This is a genomic window from Prosthecobacter sp. (assembly GCF_044227185.1).
GTDB lineage: Bacteria > Verrucomicrobiota > Verrucomicrobiia > Verrucomicrobiales > Verrucomicrobiaceae > Prosthecobacter.
Genome location: NZ_JBGAFO010000002.1, coordinates 745,730 through 762,021 on the forward strand (window position 1 = coordinate 745,730; position 16,292 = coordinate 762,021).

A 16,292-nucleotide genomic window follows, 5' to 3' on the forward strand; every position below is an offset into this window, starting at 1 on the left:
CGCCACGTAATTCTTTTAGCGGTGGCGGACTTTCATCTCCGCGAACTCCACCCAGCACGGCCGCGTGGGCGCCCAGGAGGCGTCACCACCGCCGTGGAAAGTTTCAAAGTACAAGCCGTCCACGCCGAAGGTTTCCACCGTGCGCCACTCCATGTCGGTGCGTTCCACCAGCACCTTTTCATCGATCCACACGCGCAGCGTGCCATCGCGTTTGCCCACGGTGTTCATCGTCACCGCGATGCGTATTTTTACCGGCCTGTCCGTGGGAAAGCGAAAGTCCGCCGGAAAGGCAAAGCTGTCGCCATAGTCGCCCTTTTGATTCTTGTGGTACACATAGGCCTCGCCGCGCCCGTCCTTGCGCCACATCAGGCGTGCGGAGAAGCCATTCGTCCCATTCGCGCGCCGGCCGCCGCTCACATTGTCCGGCCCGCCGCAGAGGCCGGGCAGCTTGCCGCCTTTCACAAATTCGAAGTCCTTGCTGAAGCGCAGCGTGTAGTTCAGCTCCGCCGTGTCATGTTTGCCCAACGGCATGCGCCAGCCCGCGCCGCCTTCCTCCGGGCCGATCTTGCCCACGGCAAAGTTCACGCGCAGCCATTTCTGCGCATCGCCCTCCACCACGGCCACGCGCCCCTGCGCCACTCCGCCTTCAAACTCACAGCCCGGCCAGTCGTGCTTCCACTGCTGGATGGTGTAGGTCCCTGCCGGACCTTCCAAGGAAATGCTGAGCGGCAGCTCCGCCAGGAGTGACGAAGCCCATGAAGTCCAGAGAAAGAGGATGAAGAAGCGCATGGTAACAGATAAGCCCTTCACCTAGACGAAGCAGCAAAAATCAGGCTCGACACTGGTGTTGATTCTGTTGTCATCTCAGGCGCATGAAAAAGATTCTTCCGCTGCTGCTGCTGACGATTGCGGCCATGACATCCGTTTCGGCGGAAGAGGCCGGCTGGCGCAAAGCAGCCCGGGAGTTCATGGCGGACCAGGGTTTCGCGCCCATCGAATTCAAGGGAGAGATACCCGCTTTCTCCGACTATGAGCGCGAGCGCTGGGCCTGGCTGCAGCGCATCCTGCTTCCACCCTTTGAAAAGCATCTGGAAAAATGGCCCGCGCAGGCGGAGGCCGCGCGCAGCTTTGTGAAGCAGGGGCTCATGCTCAAGGCAGGCAATCCTGATGCGGATCCCAAACGCCCCTTCAAGGTGCTGGCGCAGGAGGGAGAGGACCTGGCCAAGGCCGGCGTGGACGATCCTCTGGTGCTCTGGCTGGCCGCCTGGGCCACCTGGGAGCACAACGAGGCCTATGACAAAACCTGGGCTCACCTGGTCAAGGCCATGCGTCCCAAGATGCTGAATGATTACCCGTCCATGCTGGCCGTTTACATCCAGGACATCGCCAAAGAAACGCAGCGCAACACGGAGTCCAAGGAGGTCGCCGCCAGGAATGCCCAGGAACGCTACAAGCTGGTGATGAAGAGCACGCTGGATCCCGCCGTCTATGGCCCCGAAGATGACCGGCTGCTGTTTCATGACCTGGTGTATGTCTTGAACCGGGAAAACCTGAAGGAGCGCCCGGAGGAGCTGAAGCAGCTCTGCGAGACGCCGCATTTCACCCCCTGGCTGCGCGAAATGCTGCAGGGCAATCTGCAAAACCAGATCGCCTGGAGCCATCGTGGTGAAGGCTGGGCAAACACGGTGTCGCCGGAGAACTGGCAGAAATTTGAAGAGTATCAGCTCAAGGCGCGACCGCATTATCTCAAGGCCTGGGAACTGCGCCCTGACCGCGCCGCCGCCGCGGCGGCCATGATCGAAATCGTGAAATGCGGCAATGGCAGGCCGCAGGACCTGGAGCGCGAGTGGTTTGACCGCGCCGCCGGCGCCGAGCCGCGGCACTATGCCGCCTTCTCCGCCTACCTCTGGGCGCTGCGTCCGCGCTGGGGCGGCAGCCTGGATGAAATGAAGGCCTTCTACTGCGCCTGCGCTCTGACCGGCCGGTTTGACTCCACGATCACGTCCATCATGAGCCGCACTTTGGAATATCTGGAGGAGGACTCGTCTGACATCCACGCGCTCCTTTCCCAGCCGCCGATGCAGGAGACGGTGCTGCATGTGTACCGCACCTGGCAGCATCCTTCGCAGATGGGAGACCTGGGGGTCATGGCATGGAAGGCCGGCGATTATGAGACCGCCTACGAGACGCTGCAAAAGGTGCCCTTTCCGCTGCCCTCGCGTTCGCTCCGTCTGCTGCATCATGCAATCAGCGAGATCGACGTACGCGGACAGTCAGCCATCTTTGCCGTGGGAATGAAGCAGGAATGGGAGGCCGCGGAGGAATCCTACACATCGCACAAGCCCGGCGCTGCGCTGCAAAACTATCAGGACATCGCGTCACGCTTCCAGGACACACCGCCCACGATGCTGCTGGAGCGCATCGCCGCCTGCAAATTTGAAGCCGCTTTTGCCACAGGCAAATGGGTGCCCATCAAGGCGGCTCCTGATCTGAACGAATGGCACAAAGGCACTGGCTCCTGGGCCGGGCAGGAAGACGGCACGCTCGTGAACACAGGCACCAACGCACGTGCTTATATCTCGCTCAATGGTCACACCGGCTCAAACTTCGAGCTCATGGGAGAATACGAGGTGCTGGGCATGGGCGACACGGCCCAGGGACTCGGCATCATTCTCGGCTACCACCGCAAGGAGATGAGCGAAGAGTGGATCTCCTGCTCGCAATGGAGTTCGGAGGCGCTCGCCGTGGCCTCCATGCTGCGCAAAACTTACCAGACCTCTGCACCGCACATCACCCCGCCGGCCAATGGCAGGGTCTGGAAATTTCACATCGTCTGCCGCAACAGCGCCGTCACTTACAGGCTCAATCATCGCGACATCGTGGTCGATCATCGCGTCGCTGGCCGAGACGGTGAGGAGTTTGTCATGCCGGAAGATTCCACCATCGGCTTCGGCCATCATTTTCTGAATGCGAAATCCCACACACATATCCGCAATCTGCGGATTCGGCGGCTGGAGCCTCCTGTGCCCCCGGAAGCGCGCATCCCTGTCAAGCTGCATGCCCTGCGCGACAGCTTCGAGGCCGAATGTGAGCGTACTGTCGCCGACCTCAATGCGATGGCGCTGCTGGAAGCTGAAACCCAGGCTGCCGAACTCGAGCGTGCGCACAAGGATCAGGAAGCCGGAAAAATACGCGTCTTCGCGTCCCAATTGAAATCCAGTGAGGCAGCCAGGCTCAGCGCGGTGCCCTCCTCCGTCACGGGCGAGACGACTCTCGCCGCCATGCTGCGCGGCTACCAGTCCAGCCTGAATGCGCGCCTGCGGAGCGCACGCGCTGCGTGGAAGGAAGACGCGCTCCGTCTGCGGGAGACCACGCAGGACCCAAAAGAGGCCGCGGAGGTGATGCACTACATCAGCTCCAGCCTGGAAGAAGCCCAGGAGGAGGAACCGCTGGCTGCTGCGAACAGATTCAAATGGCAGGCGCTCTCCGGCGACTGGCAGCGCACCTCCGAAGTCCTCACTGGAAGTGGCGACAGCCGCCTGACTTATGAATTCAACCGCAGGCCGCCCTTCCAGATCGACTTCGACATCAACGTGCTCGAGGGCAACCGACCGCATCTGTATCTGGGCAACGTCAAATTTGCCGGCGAGGGCGACAAGAACACCTTCGGCCTCTACCCGCAGCCCAAAGGCGAAAAGCTCTTTGAGTACGAGCCCGGCAAGCCCCGCCACATCACCCTCAAAGCCACGGCGGAGAAAACCGAACTGCTCATCGACGGCGTTCACGTCTGCGACGGGCCAAAGATCAAAGGAGAGATCAACGTGCTGCAGTTCCGAGGCGGTGACAAGGTCTCCAAAGGCAAAACCGAATTCCACAAGATCCGCATTTCACCGCTGCCCTGATCTCTTTTTCACATTCTCGATGTCATCCCACCCCATGAAAACAATCTTCTGGCTGCTGCCACTGCTGGCTTTTTCCCATGCCACCGCTGCTGACACCGACTGGCGCAAGGCCGCGCGCGAATTCATGGCCGAGCAGGAGATCGCTCCCATCGAGATCCAGCCCGGCACCCGCTTTGAAGCGGACCTCGCCCGCGACCGCCTGGCCTGGATGCAGCGCGTGTTTCTTCCACCCTTTGAAAAACATCTGGAGAAATGGCCGGCGCAGGCCGAGGCGGCGCGCAGCTTTGTGAAGCAGGCGCTCATGGCCAATGCCGGCCACCCCGATGTGGACCCGCAACGCCCCTGGGAGGTGATGAACAAGGAGGGCACGGCTCTCATCAAGGCAGGTGTGGATGACCCTCTCGTGTACTGGCTCACCGGCCTGGCGGCCTGGAATTTCAATGAGGGCTTCACCGAAGCACGCGAATGCATTTCCAAATCCTTCCGTCACAAGCAGCTTCAGGAGTACCCTTCCGTCCTCATTCTCTTCCTCAACGACCTGAAGGAGGAGACCCGGGGGCGTGACCCCAAAACCCCGGAGTCCGTGGTGAAGGTCAATGCCGAACGCCGCCGGCGAATCATCGAGAGCGCGGTGAACCCCGCTGTCTATAAGCCGGAGGAAGACCGGCTGCTGTATGCAGATGCGGAGTTCATCTTTGGCACCGTGAATCTCAACGAAGCCTCCACGGAGGCCACCGAAGTGGAGCAGTTTTGCGACACACCGCATTTCAGCCCGTGGCTGCGCGAGATGCTGCAAGGAAGACTCGCCGCAGGCCGCACCGAGGATGTGCATCAGGTCAAAGCCCGCGCGCATTTTCTCAAGGCCTGGGAACTGTGCCCGGACCGCGCCGCCGCCGCTGCCGCCATGATCAACATCGTGAAATCCGGCAACGGCATTTCTGGCGAGACTGCTCGGCAGTGGTTTGACCGCGCGACTGCCGTGGAGTTCGACCACTACCCGGCCTATCACAACTATCTGGAAACTTTGCGCCATGGCAGGCACGACAGTCTGGACAAGATGAAGGCATTCTACTGCGCCTGCGCTCTCACAGACCGTGACGATACAGCCGTTGCGGCGGCCATGCGTCGCACCATCGACCGTCTTGCGTACGATTCCTCGGACATCCGCAGGGTGCTTTCCCAGTCGCCGATGAAAGAAGCGGCCATTCACTCCTGCCGTCTTATGGCGGAATCCAAGAATGTGTACCGTGTGTGGGAACACCCATGGCGTCTGGCAGATCTTGGCAAGATCGCCTGGGCCGCCGGGGATTATGAAACGGCGGATGAAACCCTGCAGCAGGTGCCCGTGCCTTTCCCCCGGGAGACCCGGCGCTCGCGGCACCTGCATCTCAATGGAGCCGAGAATGAAGAGAGCATCCGTGGTGAGTCGCGGTTGTTCGCGCTCGGTCTGGACAAGGAATGGGAGGCGGCGGAGGATTTGTACCGTTTCGACAAGGTGGCTGACGCGCTGCAAAGCTACCAGGATCTCACCGCCCGCTTCCAGGGAGAGCCCCCCAAGCTGCTGCTGCAACGCATCGCCGCATGCAAGTTTGAGCGGTCTTTTGCCACTGCCGGCAAATGGCTTTCCCTTTGGGCCGAACCCGATCTCGTGGAATGGAACCGCTTCAGCGGCTTCTGGACCGGATTGAAGAGCGGCACTCTCGTCATCAACGGCGAGGATGCCCAGGGCTACATCGTCCACAACGGCCGCTCGGGCACCAACTTCGAACTGATGGGTGAATACGAGGTGAAAGATGGCTCCGTCAATCAGGGCCTCGATATCATGGTCGGCTATCACTGCCGGGGAAACAGCTCCCACTGGATCTCCTGCATGCAGTGGCAGGACAGCAAATCCATCCCGTTTGGCGGCCTGCGCAGCATCTACACCTGGCCCGAGCCGGAAATCACTCCGCCGAGCGGCGGCAAGGTGTGGCAATTTCACATCATCTGCCAGAATGGCGCCGTGACCTTTCGCCTCAACCACCGTGACATCGTGGTCGGCTATCACCCGTTTTATCAGCCCGGCAGCCTGTTTGAAATGCCGGAGGATTCCACCTTCGGCTTCTCCAAACGCTTCTTCAATGCGAACTCCCGCACCCATATCCGCCGCCTGAAAATCCGCCGGCTGGAGCCTCCCGGTGGAAGGCCCGAGGAGCAGGCTGCCCCCGTGAATCTCGCCGCGCTGCGCCTCGGCTTTGAGGCCGCGTGCAAGCGCGCCATCGACGATCTCAATGCCACCGCGCTGACCGAAGCCGAAGTGCTGGCGAACGAACTCAAACGCATCAAGAGAGACGAGGAAGCCGCCAAAATGCGCGCCTTCATCTCGCAGTTGAAATCCGGCAGGGCGTTGACACCGGACGACATGCCTGTGTCACTTCCAGGCGAAGTCGCGCTGGACCTGCTGCTGCGCGGCTACCATGCCAGCGTCAATGCACGCATGTCGAAGGTCCGCGGAGAATGGAAGACGCGGGCGCAGACCCTGTGCAAAGCCGCCCAGAATCCGCAAGAGGCGGCGGATGTGAATCTCTATATCAGTGCTCATCTGGAAGAAGCGCCGGGCAGCCCCACGGAAGATCCGCTGGCTCCCGCGAACAGGTTCAAATGGACGCCCGTGGCCGGTGAGTGGACACGCACCGCCGACATGATCGCCGCCGGAGGCCGCAGCGGCATGCAGTACGATTTCAACCGCAGGCCGCCTTTTCAGATCGACTTCGACATCAACGCTCTCGGCAGCCGCCGGCCGCAGGTGATCTTGGGCAACGTCAAACTGGCAGTGGAAGATGCAGAAGCAAAGACCTTTGGCCTTTATCCACAGGCCGGCACAGCCGGGGTCTTCACCTATCAGCCCAACAAGCTCTACCACATCACCCTCAAGGCCACGCTGGAAAAGACCGAACTGCTCATTGATGGCGCCCATGTCTGTGATGGTGCCAAGATCGAGGGAAATGTCAGTTTCCTGCGCTTTAACAGCGGCGTCGCAGCGTCCTCTGGCAGGACCGAATTTCACAAGATCCGCATCTCGCCCCTGCCCTGAGGGCGCCGCCTCCACCCCGGCTGAAACTTTCCCGCCGCGCCAAAACTCACTTGCACTGAGCCCGGACATGACTAAGACTCCACTCCCTCCAACGCTGTTTGGTTTCAAACATGCCTCCGTAGCTCAGTTGGTAGAGCAGTTGACTCTTAATCAATTTGTCGTAGGTTCGAATCCTACCGGGGGTACCACTCTGAAGAGTGGTTTCACAGCTCGGCATTCACCACCGGGCGCACGCTTTTGAGCGCTTCCGCATACTTCGCCCCGCAGGCCAGACCGCGATAGCGGGAGAGCACGCTTTTGGTTTCCATGGCGGCATCCGTTTTCGCCGGGTCATACTCCTCCCTGCGCACGTAGGCCATCAGGCGCCCCAGCCACTCGCTGGCGGCAGGCCATTCCGAGGAAACATCGACATAGGTGTCCGGCTCGTAACCGATGGTGTGGCCGGGGCCGTTGTCGTACCAGTAAACGCGCGAAGGAGACTTGACCTCATCCCGTCCCAGCAGGCGCGCCGGCTGATACAGAGCCGCATGGCAGATGGCGCTGGCGGCCTCGTGGTCGGGATGGCGGTCGCGGGGCCAGAGCATGAAGGCGGTGTCCGGTTTCACATCCGCCACGACTTCCGCCACGGCACGCTTTGTTTCCAGCGTGGGCTCAAAGCCCAGGCTCTTGTAGGGCAGAAAGCGCATCTCCATGCCGCGCTCTGCCGCCAGTTTTTTCGAAAGTATCACCAGCCCCTGCTCACGGCCTTTCACCGGCGGCCAGTTCGTGTAGTCGCCAATGAGGCTCAGGATCACCACGCGCTGATGCTTCTGCACTGCGCGCAAGAGGGTGCCGGGGATGCCGAAGGGGCAGTCGTCATAATGAGCGCCGATGGCGAGGATGGTGCGAGTCATGACCCAAGCATGGCAAAAAGCCCGCGGAAGAGCAAGCGGCCAAATCGCACATCCGTGCGCAGGAAAAACCAGCCAGGCGCGTTTTGTGACCCCGACATGAAACACCCCTTCTTCGCGATCCTCCTCCTCGCCGCCACGACTGCGCTGGCCGGCCCCGATGAACTCAAGCAGCTTCAGATCGACGCAGGAAAAATCACGCTCATCGAGCCAGTGCCTGCGGGCAAGGTGCCGCCGCACACGGTGGTGAAAATCGTGCTCAATCCGGGCAAGGACTCCAACATCAACGTGGAAGTCTGCCTGCCGGAGGCGGACAAGTGGAACAAGCGCTTCATCGGTCTTGGCAACGGCGGCGCGGCCGGTCGCATCAGCTCGGGCAGCCTGCTGGGCTACATGGCCCGCGGTTACGCCGTGGCCACCACCGACATGGGCACCGCTCCCAATTCGGACTCCGGCATCGGCAAGCCGGACGTGTGGAAGGATTTTGGTTATCGCGCCACCCACCTCATGACCGCCGTCTCCAAGCAGGTGGTGCAGGCTTACTATGGCCGCGCGCCCGAGTACTCCTATTTCAATGGCGGCTCCACCGGCGGCCAGCAGGCGCTGCAGGAGGCCCAGCGCTATCCCGAAGATTACGACGGCATCATCGCCAATGTCCCCGCCCACTGCCGCACGCCGCTGCATGCGTATTTCCTCTGGAACGAGCAGATCTTCCACCTCTGCCCCTTCACTCCTGAGCAGGACGCCAGCATCATCGCCGCAGGCAACGAGTACATGGCCGCGCGAGAGATGCCGCAGACCGCCGGCAAACTCGTCTCGGATCCACGCTGCAATGAAAAGGACATCGCCGCCGTCATCGCGCTCGCTCGCAAGAAGGACCCCACGCTGACGGACAAACACGCCGCAGCCCTGCAAAAGCTCTTTGACGGCCCCAGACACGCCGTCACCGGCGAACGCATCTTCGACGGCATTCCCTTTGGCAGCAGCTTCAAGATTGCCCACGGCCACCTGTATCTTTTCCAGTGGGTTTTCGGCAAGGACAAGGACCTCATGAGCCTGGATTTCGGCAAGGACATCGACACCTACACCGCCGCACTCGGTCCTTATCTCAACGCAGAAAACGCCGACCTGAGCGCCTTTGAAAAACGCGGCGGCAAGCTCATCATGATTTCCGGCTCCGCCGATTCCTGCGTACCCTACCACGCCTCACTCGACTACTATGAGCGCGTCATCGAGCACTTTGGTTCCCTCGAAAAAGCGGCGTCGTTTTGCAAATTCTACATCGTTCCCGGCATGAGCCACGGCCCCGGCCCGGGAATCAACAGCCTGCCAGACATGCTCGGCCTCGTGATCAACTGGCGCGAGAAAGGCGCCGTTCCCCACACCCTCGCCGCCCGCCGCGTGGTGGAAGGCAAAACCGGGCTCGAATTTCCGCTGTACCCTTACCCGGAAAAAACTGTGTGGGAAGGCGGCGCCTTCAAGGCCGTGAACGGTCCTCGTGGTGGAGTGGAGCGTGTGGCAGAGAGGTTCAGGCCGAAGGCGGCGGATTGAAGGTCGACGGTCAAAGCTGGTCAGGCAGTCAAGCAGTCAAGCTTCGAGCCTTGACCTCTTGACCACTCCTTGACAATCACTTGCCCGTCATCCGCGGCTCACGCCGCGACCAGATCATACCCGCGCCACTCCTTCACGGTCACATCCGCAAAGCTGCCCACGGGCAGCTTCTTGTTCACGAAGACGGTGGTGTCGATGTCCGGTGCGTCCATTTCGCTGCGGGCCACGCCGGGCTCCTCGACGAGGACGCGCATCTTGCGGCCCACCTGGGTGGTGTTGAAGCCTTCGATGCTGCGCTGAATGGCGCGCATGGCCTCGTTCCAGCGGGCTTTGCGCGTCATGTGGTGGATCTGGTCCTCCATCTTTGCGGCACGGGTGTCCTCCTCGCGGGAGTAGTTGAAGACGCCGGCGCGTTCAAACTTCGTGTCCTGGATGAACTGCAGCAGCTCATTGAAATCCGCCTCCGTTTCACCGGGGAAGCCCACGATGAAGGTGGTGCGGATGGCGATGCCGGGGATGCCGGTGCGGATGCGTTTGATCAGATCGCGGATGTAGGCGCCGTCTGTCTCGCGCTTCATCAGGCCCAGCATGCGGTCGCTGATGTGCTGCAGCGGCATGTCGATGTAGCGCGCCACCTTCGGGCTCTCGGCAATCGCCTGGATGAGGTCGTCGCTCCAATGCGCGGGATGCGTGTAGAGCAGGCGGATCCAGAAGTCGCCTTCGATCTTGTTCAGCTCACGGATGAGGGAGGAAAGCGATTCGCCCTTCGTGGAGTCCACGCCGCTGCGCGGTTTCGGGCGCTCTTCGGTCCACTTGTCCATGCCGAAATAGGTCGTGTCCTGGGAGATGAGATTGATCTCCTTCACGCCGTTGGCGATGAGCTGGCGCGCTTCCTTGACGATGCTCTCCTGCGTGCGGCTGCGGTGGCGGCCGCGGATGCGAGGGATGATGCAGAAGGAGCAGGGATGGTTGCAGCCTTCCGCGATCTTGATGTAGGCCATGTGCTGCGGCGTCAGGCGGAAGCGCGGTGTGTCGTAGTCCGGGATGTACTGCGGCTGGCGGGTCACCAGGTTCTCCTGCTCGTGCTCCTTGGTGCCGACCAGCTTCTGAATGATGGGCGCCACCTGGGTGATCTGGTCCAGTCCGATGAAGGCGTCCACCTCAGGCATGAGGCCCGGCAGGTCCTGGGAAAAACGCTGGGAGAGACAACCTGCGACGATGATCTTTTGCTTCGCGCGCTTCTTCGATCCGGCGCGGCCATCCACGGCGTCATGCACCGCGCCCACGCTCTCCTTTTTGGCCATGTCGATGAACGAGCAGGTGTTCACGATGAGCACATCCGCGAGATCCGCCTCGGGTGTCATGACCATGCCAGCCTGCTGGAGGTGGCCGATCATGATTTCCGAGTCGATGAGATTCTTCGCGCAACCGAGGGATACGAGGCCGACTTTGATCATGGGGGCGCACATCTTAACGCCATTACGGCCTCCGAAAAGGAGAAAGATGTCCCTGGCAGGCGGTTATGGAGCCCAGATTCCGCTTGCGCTCAGGAAACCAGCATGGCGGCCGGCTGCGGCGCACGGCTGGACGTGAGCTCAAAGGCGCGCGCCTCGGCCTGCGGCTTCTGCACAGCCTTTGCCAGCGCTTTGCTCAAACCGTCCAGCGAGTAGGGCTTGAGCATGATGTCCACCGGCGGCGTGCGGCCCTGGCTGAGGATGGTGAACTCATCAGGATCGATGACAAAGCCGCTGCAGACCACCACGGGCACATCATTGCCCACGGCGCGCAGTTCCTTGAAGGTGTCACGGCCGGAAAGCTTGGGCATGTAGATGTCCAGCAGCACGGCGTCCACCTTCTCCTTGCTGCGCAGCAGAATGTCCAGTGCCTGCTGGCCGTCGCCCGCCTCCAGCACCCGGTAGCCCAGGAAGCCCAGCATGTTCATGGCGATGGAGCGCACCGGGGCCTCGTCGTCCACCACGAGGATGGTGGTCTGGCCGCCTGCGGGCGCATTGATCGCCGGAGTGTTGTCGATCGGGGTTTCCTCTTCGACCTCGTCCGGATTGTGCAGGCGCGGCAGGAACACGCGGAACTCGCTTCCACGGCCCACCTCGCTGTCAAACTCGATCCAGCCGCCATGCTCGCGCACGATGTCCTGCGCGGTGGAAAGCCCCAGGCCGGTGCCCTTGCTGCCGGCCTTCGTGGTGAAGAAGGGTTCAAAGATGCGGTGGCGATGCTCTTCGGAGATGCCGTGGCCATTGTCGCGCACCACCAGCATGACGAAGTCCGTGGCGTCCGTGCCGCCAGCGGCATTCGCCGGCATGCGGTGGGTGACGTTTTCGACGGCGATCTCGATCACTCCCTTGTCCGCCGGCAGCGCATCGCGGGCGTTGAGGCAGAGGTTGAGCATGACCTGCTCGATCTGGGTGGCGTCCCCCGTGGCGTAGGAGGCGTCCATGCCGCCGCGCATCTGAATGGTCACGCGTGGGTCCACGCTGTGCTTGAGCAGATTCTGCACGTCTGCCAGCAGGCGCTTCAGATTCGTGGCCTTGCGCACCGTCACACCGGTGCTGCGGCGTGAGTAGCCCAGCAGGGATTTGACCAGCTCCGCCGCACGCGTGGTGGCGTGGTTGGCATTTTGCAGCTTGTCGCGCACCCCTGCCTGATTGGAGGCGGGTGTGAGCTCGGCCAGCGTGAGATTGCCCCGGATGGCCGTGAGGAGATTGTTGAAGTCATGCGCAATGCCGCCCGCGAGCTGGCCGATGGTGCCCATCTTCTGTGATTCCCGAAGCTGGTTTTCCAGCACCCGCATTTCGGAGCGGTCCTTCACGATCCAGATGCGTCCGATCACCTCGCCCGCATCCGTGCGCATCGGGCTGGAGCGCAGGGAGAAGACGCGGTTGTCACTGGACACCATCGGCGGCGTTTCATCCTGCCCTTCCAGGCTGGAGGCCGTCTTTTCAATCCATGCAGTGATCACCGCTTTTTCCTGGAACCGGTCGATGAGCGCCGTGAGCACACGGGTGGAATCCCGTCCCGCCACTTCCTCCACCGCCTTGCCGAGGAAATCATCCAGCCGCGCATTCGAGGCGATGATGGAGCCCTGGGCATCCACGACCAGGACGCCCTCGTCGCTGGCGGCAAACAGTCCCTGCAAAGCCGTGAAGGCCTCCCGCAGCAGGCGTTCGGCATTGAGCAGGCGCTGCGCCGTCTGGCAGGCATGCTGCTCGGCCGCATTCAGCGCCTGGCGCTGCTTGGCAAAGATCATGTTGATGTCGCAGCGCAGCTTCCAGAAGTCAGCAGGCAGCCATTCGGCGGACTGGGCATCCGGCGGCACGCCGCGCAGCACTGCGGTGGTGCCCTTCATCACCGCCGTGGTCGGCTTGAGCAGCCAGCCGGAGATCAGGTAGGCCGCCAGGAAGACACCACCGCCCAGCAGGACACCAGTGATGCCGAAGAACCATTCGAGCGGCTGGCCCATCATGCGGGTGGCTCCCATGGCCGGCAAAAAGCCGAACAACCAGAGGGGAAACAGAATGCGGAGTCTCAGGGAGTTCATAGAGTGCGGGATCGAATGGTTGCGAAGAGACGGTCAGTTGGCGGAACGGCTGGCGGCGAGGTTCGTGCGGTTGATGATCTTGTGCATGCAATGCTCCACGGCTGCATTGAGGTGGTTTTCCAGCCAGGTCTCGATCTCACCCCGCAGAGTGGCGATGTCTGACTGCGCCGCGGCTCCGGACTGCGCCGGCCGCTGCTCCATGCGGTCAATCCGGTCGTTCATGGCGCTCACATTCATGGCGATCCCAAAGATGTCATTGCGCAGTTGCTCGAGCTGAGCCGACCAGTCATGCCCTGTGGCAGTGCCCTGCGCGGACGGCTGCTGCGCTGTGGGCGGCGGCACGGCGGCGGTCACCTGCAGCTCCGCAGGCAGGAGGGATTCCTGCTCCGGTGCAAAGGACGGGTTCTGCGAAGGCACCGTCGAGCGACGCGGAAAATGCGCGGCTGGCTGCGGCATCACCTCTGGCACTGGCAGTGGAAAGGCGCCTCCTAGCGTGCCCGGCAGCGGCTCCGTGCTGACGTGGCCGGGGCCGTGGCTCATCACTTTCTCAGAAACAGCCGCTGCCTTTGGGTCCTCAGGGCTTTCGACCTCAGAACTTTGGCGTTGAGTAGAGAATGAAAATGGTAAAGGCATGCGTGGAATCAGGCAGTCCGAGGAATTTTATCAATATTAACAATAAAATCCATAATTATTTTAAATTAATTTGAACGCACTGCCCCTTTCTCTTGGAAATTTCTTTCCACGGCGTTCCGCCAACCGCCATCGGCAGCCGTTTCTTAGTTCGTTGCGCTAGAGTCAACTAAGCAACGGCTTAGCTCGGAGGGTCATCAGGCGTTTTTTCACGCCACAACCCTAAAATGGCCCTCTTCCGCCTCTTTTCTTCAAAAAAAGCCCTGCCTTGCGCGATCACCAGCCTCGGCTAACCTCTCCCCTCACATGGACGAACGTATCACTCAACGCTTGGAAAAACATCTGGCCAGCCAGGGGCTGCGCCGCACCAAGCAGCGGGATGTCATTGTCGAGGCGGCCTTCGCCACGGATGAACACTTCAAAGCCGAGGAACTGCTGGAAAAAGCCCGCAGGCTGGACAGCACCGTGTCACGCGCCACCGTTTACCGCACCCTGACGCTGCTGGTCGAATGCGGCCTGCTGCGTGAGGTGGATCTCGGCCGCGACCAGACCTACTACGACCCCAACTTTCTCGACAAACCCCAGCACAACCACCTCATCTGCCTGGACTGCGACCGGGTGGTGGAGTTTGAGGACGACCACACCGCCCTCCTGCACGACTGCATCACCCGTCGGCTCGGCTTCCAGCCCAGCATGAAGAGCATGCGCATCGAAGCCCACTGCGACGAGCTCCGGCGGCTGGGCCGGTGCAGTTACCGGGATGCCAAGCTGGCGGTCGCAGGCTGAGCGGGCAGCTCACGCCCGGCGCCAGCGCTGGAAGGTCTCGATGGCCTCATACTCGGCCAGACCCAGCGCATCGTACAGGCGTGCATTCTCGCGGTTGGTCTCCGGCGCCTCCTTTTCCAGGGAGGACAGGGCGCCGTAGCGGGAGAGGGCATTGGCCTTGCGCTCGATCTGCAGGGGGCTCATCGGGATGGCCATGTCGATCTCATGCGGCTCCAGCGGGCGTTCCTTGCCGCGGTAGAGCCAGACACTGCAGGAGCCGGCGAATTCTTCACCTCCGCAGGACTGCAGGGCGGCCACCAGCAGGCGGAAGCAGATGCCGGCCACGCTGGAGGGGTCGGCGGCGTCACCGGTGATGTAGATCTGATGCGGCTTGTGCTCCAGCAGAAGGCGCACCAGCGCCTTGTGGTCCTCCTCCGTGCTCTTGAAGCGACGGTAGCGGCCCTGCTCATAAAAAGGCAGGTCCAGGAAGGTGACCCGGTCATTGGCCAGACCCACCGTGTGCGCGGCATCCCGCAGTTCGCCACGCAGGATCAGGCCCTTGAGCTGCCGCAGCAGCGGCGGGTCTTCCCCAAACTCCCCCTTCGCCTCCAGCAGGCCCAGTGCTTCCCGCGCGTAGGCCACCTGGGCGCTCCAGGTCGCGGGATTGGAGGCATTGGAGGCCAGTTCCAGAAGCGTCTCGGCGAATTTGTCCGCCTCGCTGTCCGGCACGCGCAGGCTGCCGGACGTCAGCGCGATGAGCCGCACGTCATGCCCCTGCTCCACCAGGCGGTCCATTGTACCGCCCATGCCAGTGACGGCATCCTGAGGCTCCGGGCTGAAGACGAGGCAGCGCTTCGGGTAGGGCCGGGCACGCTCGGGCCGGTAGGTGTCGTCCTCATCCGGCTTGCCGCCCGGCCAGCCGGTGATGGTGTGCTGGAGCTGGTTGAAGATGCGGATGTTGAGCTGGTAGGCCGGCCCCTGCTCGGAGAGCAGGTCAGAGAGGCCGTTCTCATTGTAGTGCTCGTCCACCAGCTTCAAAATCGGCCGCTTGATCTTGAAGGCCTGCCACACCATGGCGCGGCGGGTTTCGCGCGGCGTCCATGAGGCGGGGCCCACAAGCCACGGCAGCTTGATGCGGGTCAGCTCACGGGAGGCACCGTGGTCGATGAAGAAGCGCGCATCCGGGTGGTCCTGCAGGAAGGAGGCGGAAATGACCTCCGTCATGGGCCCTTCGACGGCCTTGGCCACCATCACGGCCTTGTTTTCTCCCCAGGCCATCAGCACCAGCTTTTTGGCGCGCAGGATGGTGCCCACCCCCATGGTGATGGCGAAGTGCGGCACGTTTTGCTCACCGCGGAAGTCGCTCGCGGCGTCCTGGCGCGTCACGCGGTCCAGGGTGATGCGGCGGGTCAGGGAGTCGCGGCTGGACCCAGGTTCGTTGAAGCCGATGTGGCCCGTGCGGCCGATGCCGAGAATCTGCAAGTCGATGCCCCCGGAGGCTTCGATTTTTTCTTCATACTGGCGGCAGTGGTTGAAGACCTGGTCTCCCGGCACCGTGCCGCTGGGCAGGTTGATGTTTGCCTTTGGGATGTCAATGTGGTCAAACAACTGCTCCGCCATGAACATGGAGTAGCTTTCCGGATGGTCGGAACTCAGGCCGTAGTACTCGTCCAGATTGAAGGTGATGACGTTTTTAAAGCTCAGCCCCTCTTCCTTGTGCAGGCGGATCAGCTCGCGGTAGAACGGCACCGGGGTGGAGCCCGTGGCCATGCCCAGTACGGCGGGTTTGCCGGCCTGGTTCTTCGTCTCGATGAGCTGCTTCACCTCCTGCGCCAGCGTTTTGGCAGCCTTGGCGGAGTCAGGGAAAATGATGGTCGGAACTTTCTCGTAGGCTTCGGCGGGAGGACGAATGGACATGGCGGTGG

At 61.9% G+C, this 16,292-nt stretch carries 10 protein-coding genes and 1 tRNA gene; 5 read left to right on the top strand and 6 right to left on the bottom strand.

The features are described 5' to 3' along the window. Positions 1–15: 15 nt before the first annotated feature. On the bottom strand, positions 16–789 hold the full coding sequence (locus tag ACILSQ_RS07485; protein WP_395742971.1) for a polysaccharide lyase: 774 nt from the start codon (positions 787–789) through the stop codon (positions 16–18). Positions 790–872: 83 nt separating this feature from the next. Between ACILSQ_RS07485 and ACILSQ_RS07490 the strand changes: the two genes are divergently transcribed. The 3 genes from ACILSQ_RS07490 to ACILSQ_RS07500 all read left to right on the top strand — a co-directional run bounded on the left by ACILSQ_RS07490 (position 873) and on the right by ACILSQ_RS07500 (position 7,163). Beyond that, a complete protein-coding gene (locus ACILSQ_RS07490; RefSeq protein ID WP_395742972.1) occupies positions 873–3,902 on the top strand; it encodes a hypothetical protein in 3,030 nt (1,009 codons plus the stop codon). Positions 3,903–3,936: 34 nt separating this feature from the next. After that, a complete protein-coding gene (locus tag ACILSQ_RS07495; protein WP_395742973.1) occupies positions 3,937–6,975 on the top strand; it encodes a hypothetical protein in 3,039 nt (1,012 codons plus the stop codon). Positions 6,976–7,087: 112 nt separating this feature from the next. Then, positions 7,088–7,163, top strand: a tRNA-Lys gene (locus ACILSQ_RS07500). 15 nt (positions 7,164–7,178) lie between these two features. Here ACILSQ_RS07500 and ACILSQ_RS07505 read toward each other — a convergent pair. Further along, complete coding sequence (locus tag ACILSQ_RS07505; RefSeq protein ID WP_395742974.1) at positions 7,179–7,868, bottom strand: PIG-L deacetylase family protein; 690 nt, start codon at positions 7,866–7,868, stop codon at positions 7,179–7,181. Between the two features lie 96 nt (positions 7,869–7,964). Between ACILSQ_RS07505 and ACILSQ_RS07510 the strand changes: the two genes are divergently transcribed. After that, positions 7,965–9,416, top strand: coding sequence for a tannase/feruloyl esterase family alpha/beta hydrolase (locus ACILSQ_RS07510; RefSeq protein ID WP_395742975.1), 1,452 nt, complete (start codon positions 7,965–7,967; stop codon positions 9,414–9,416). Between the two features lie 98 nt (positions 9,417–9,514). Here ACILSQ_RS07510 and rimO read toward each other — a convergent pair whose 3' ends face one another. The 3 genes from rimO to ACILSQ_RS07525 form a co-directional block, all read right to left on the bottom strand. Next, a complete protein-coding gene (gene rimO / locus ACILSQ_RS07515; RefSeq protein WP_395742976.1) occupies positions 9,515–10,873 on the bottom strand; it encodes a 30S ribosomal protein S12 methylthiotransferase RimO in 1,359 nt (452 codons plus the stop codon). An 89-nt stretch (positions 10,874–10,962) separates the two neighbouring features. Beyond that, positions 10,963–12,972 (bottom strand): ATP-binding protein, encoded by a 2,010-nt coding sequence (locus ACILSQ_RS07520; protein ID WP_395742977.1) that lies wholly within the window; start codon positions 12,970–12,972, stop codon positions 10,963–10,965. Positions 12,973–13,005: 33 nt separating this feature from the next. Next, positions 13,006–13,512 carry a hypothetical protein gene (locus tag ACILSQ_RS07525; RefSeq protein ID WP_395742978.1) on the bottom strand — a complete coding sequence of 169 codons (507 nt, stop codon included), beginning with the start codon at positions 13,510–13,512 and terminating at the stop codon, positions 13,006–13,008. Positions 13,513–13,908: 396 nt separating this feature from the next. On the opposite strand from ACILSQ_RS07525, the gene ACILSQ_RS07530 reads away from it, so the two are divergent. Then, entirely contained in the window at positions 13,909–14,388 is a 480-nt protein-coding gene (locus ACILSQ_RS07530) for a Fur family transcriptional regulator (protein WP_395742979.1), read from the top strand. 9 nt (positions 14,389–14,397) lie between these two features. Here ACILSQ_RS07530 and nagB read toward each other — a convergent pair whose 3' ends face one another. Then, positions 14,398–16,284: a glucosamine-6-phosphate deaminase gene (nagB, locus tag ACILSQ_RS07535; protein ID WP_395742980.1), complete on the bottom strand. Its 1,887-nt coding sequence runs from the start codon at positions 16,282–16,284 to the stop codon at positions 14,398–14,400. Positions 16,285–16,292: the final 8 nt, after the last annotated feature.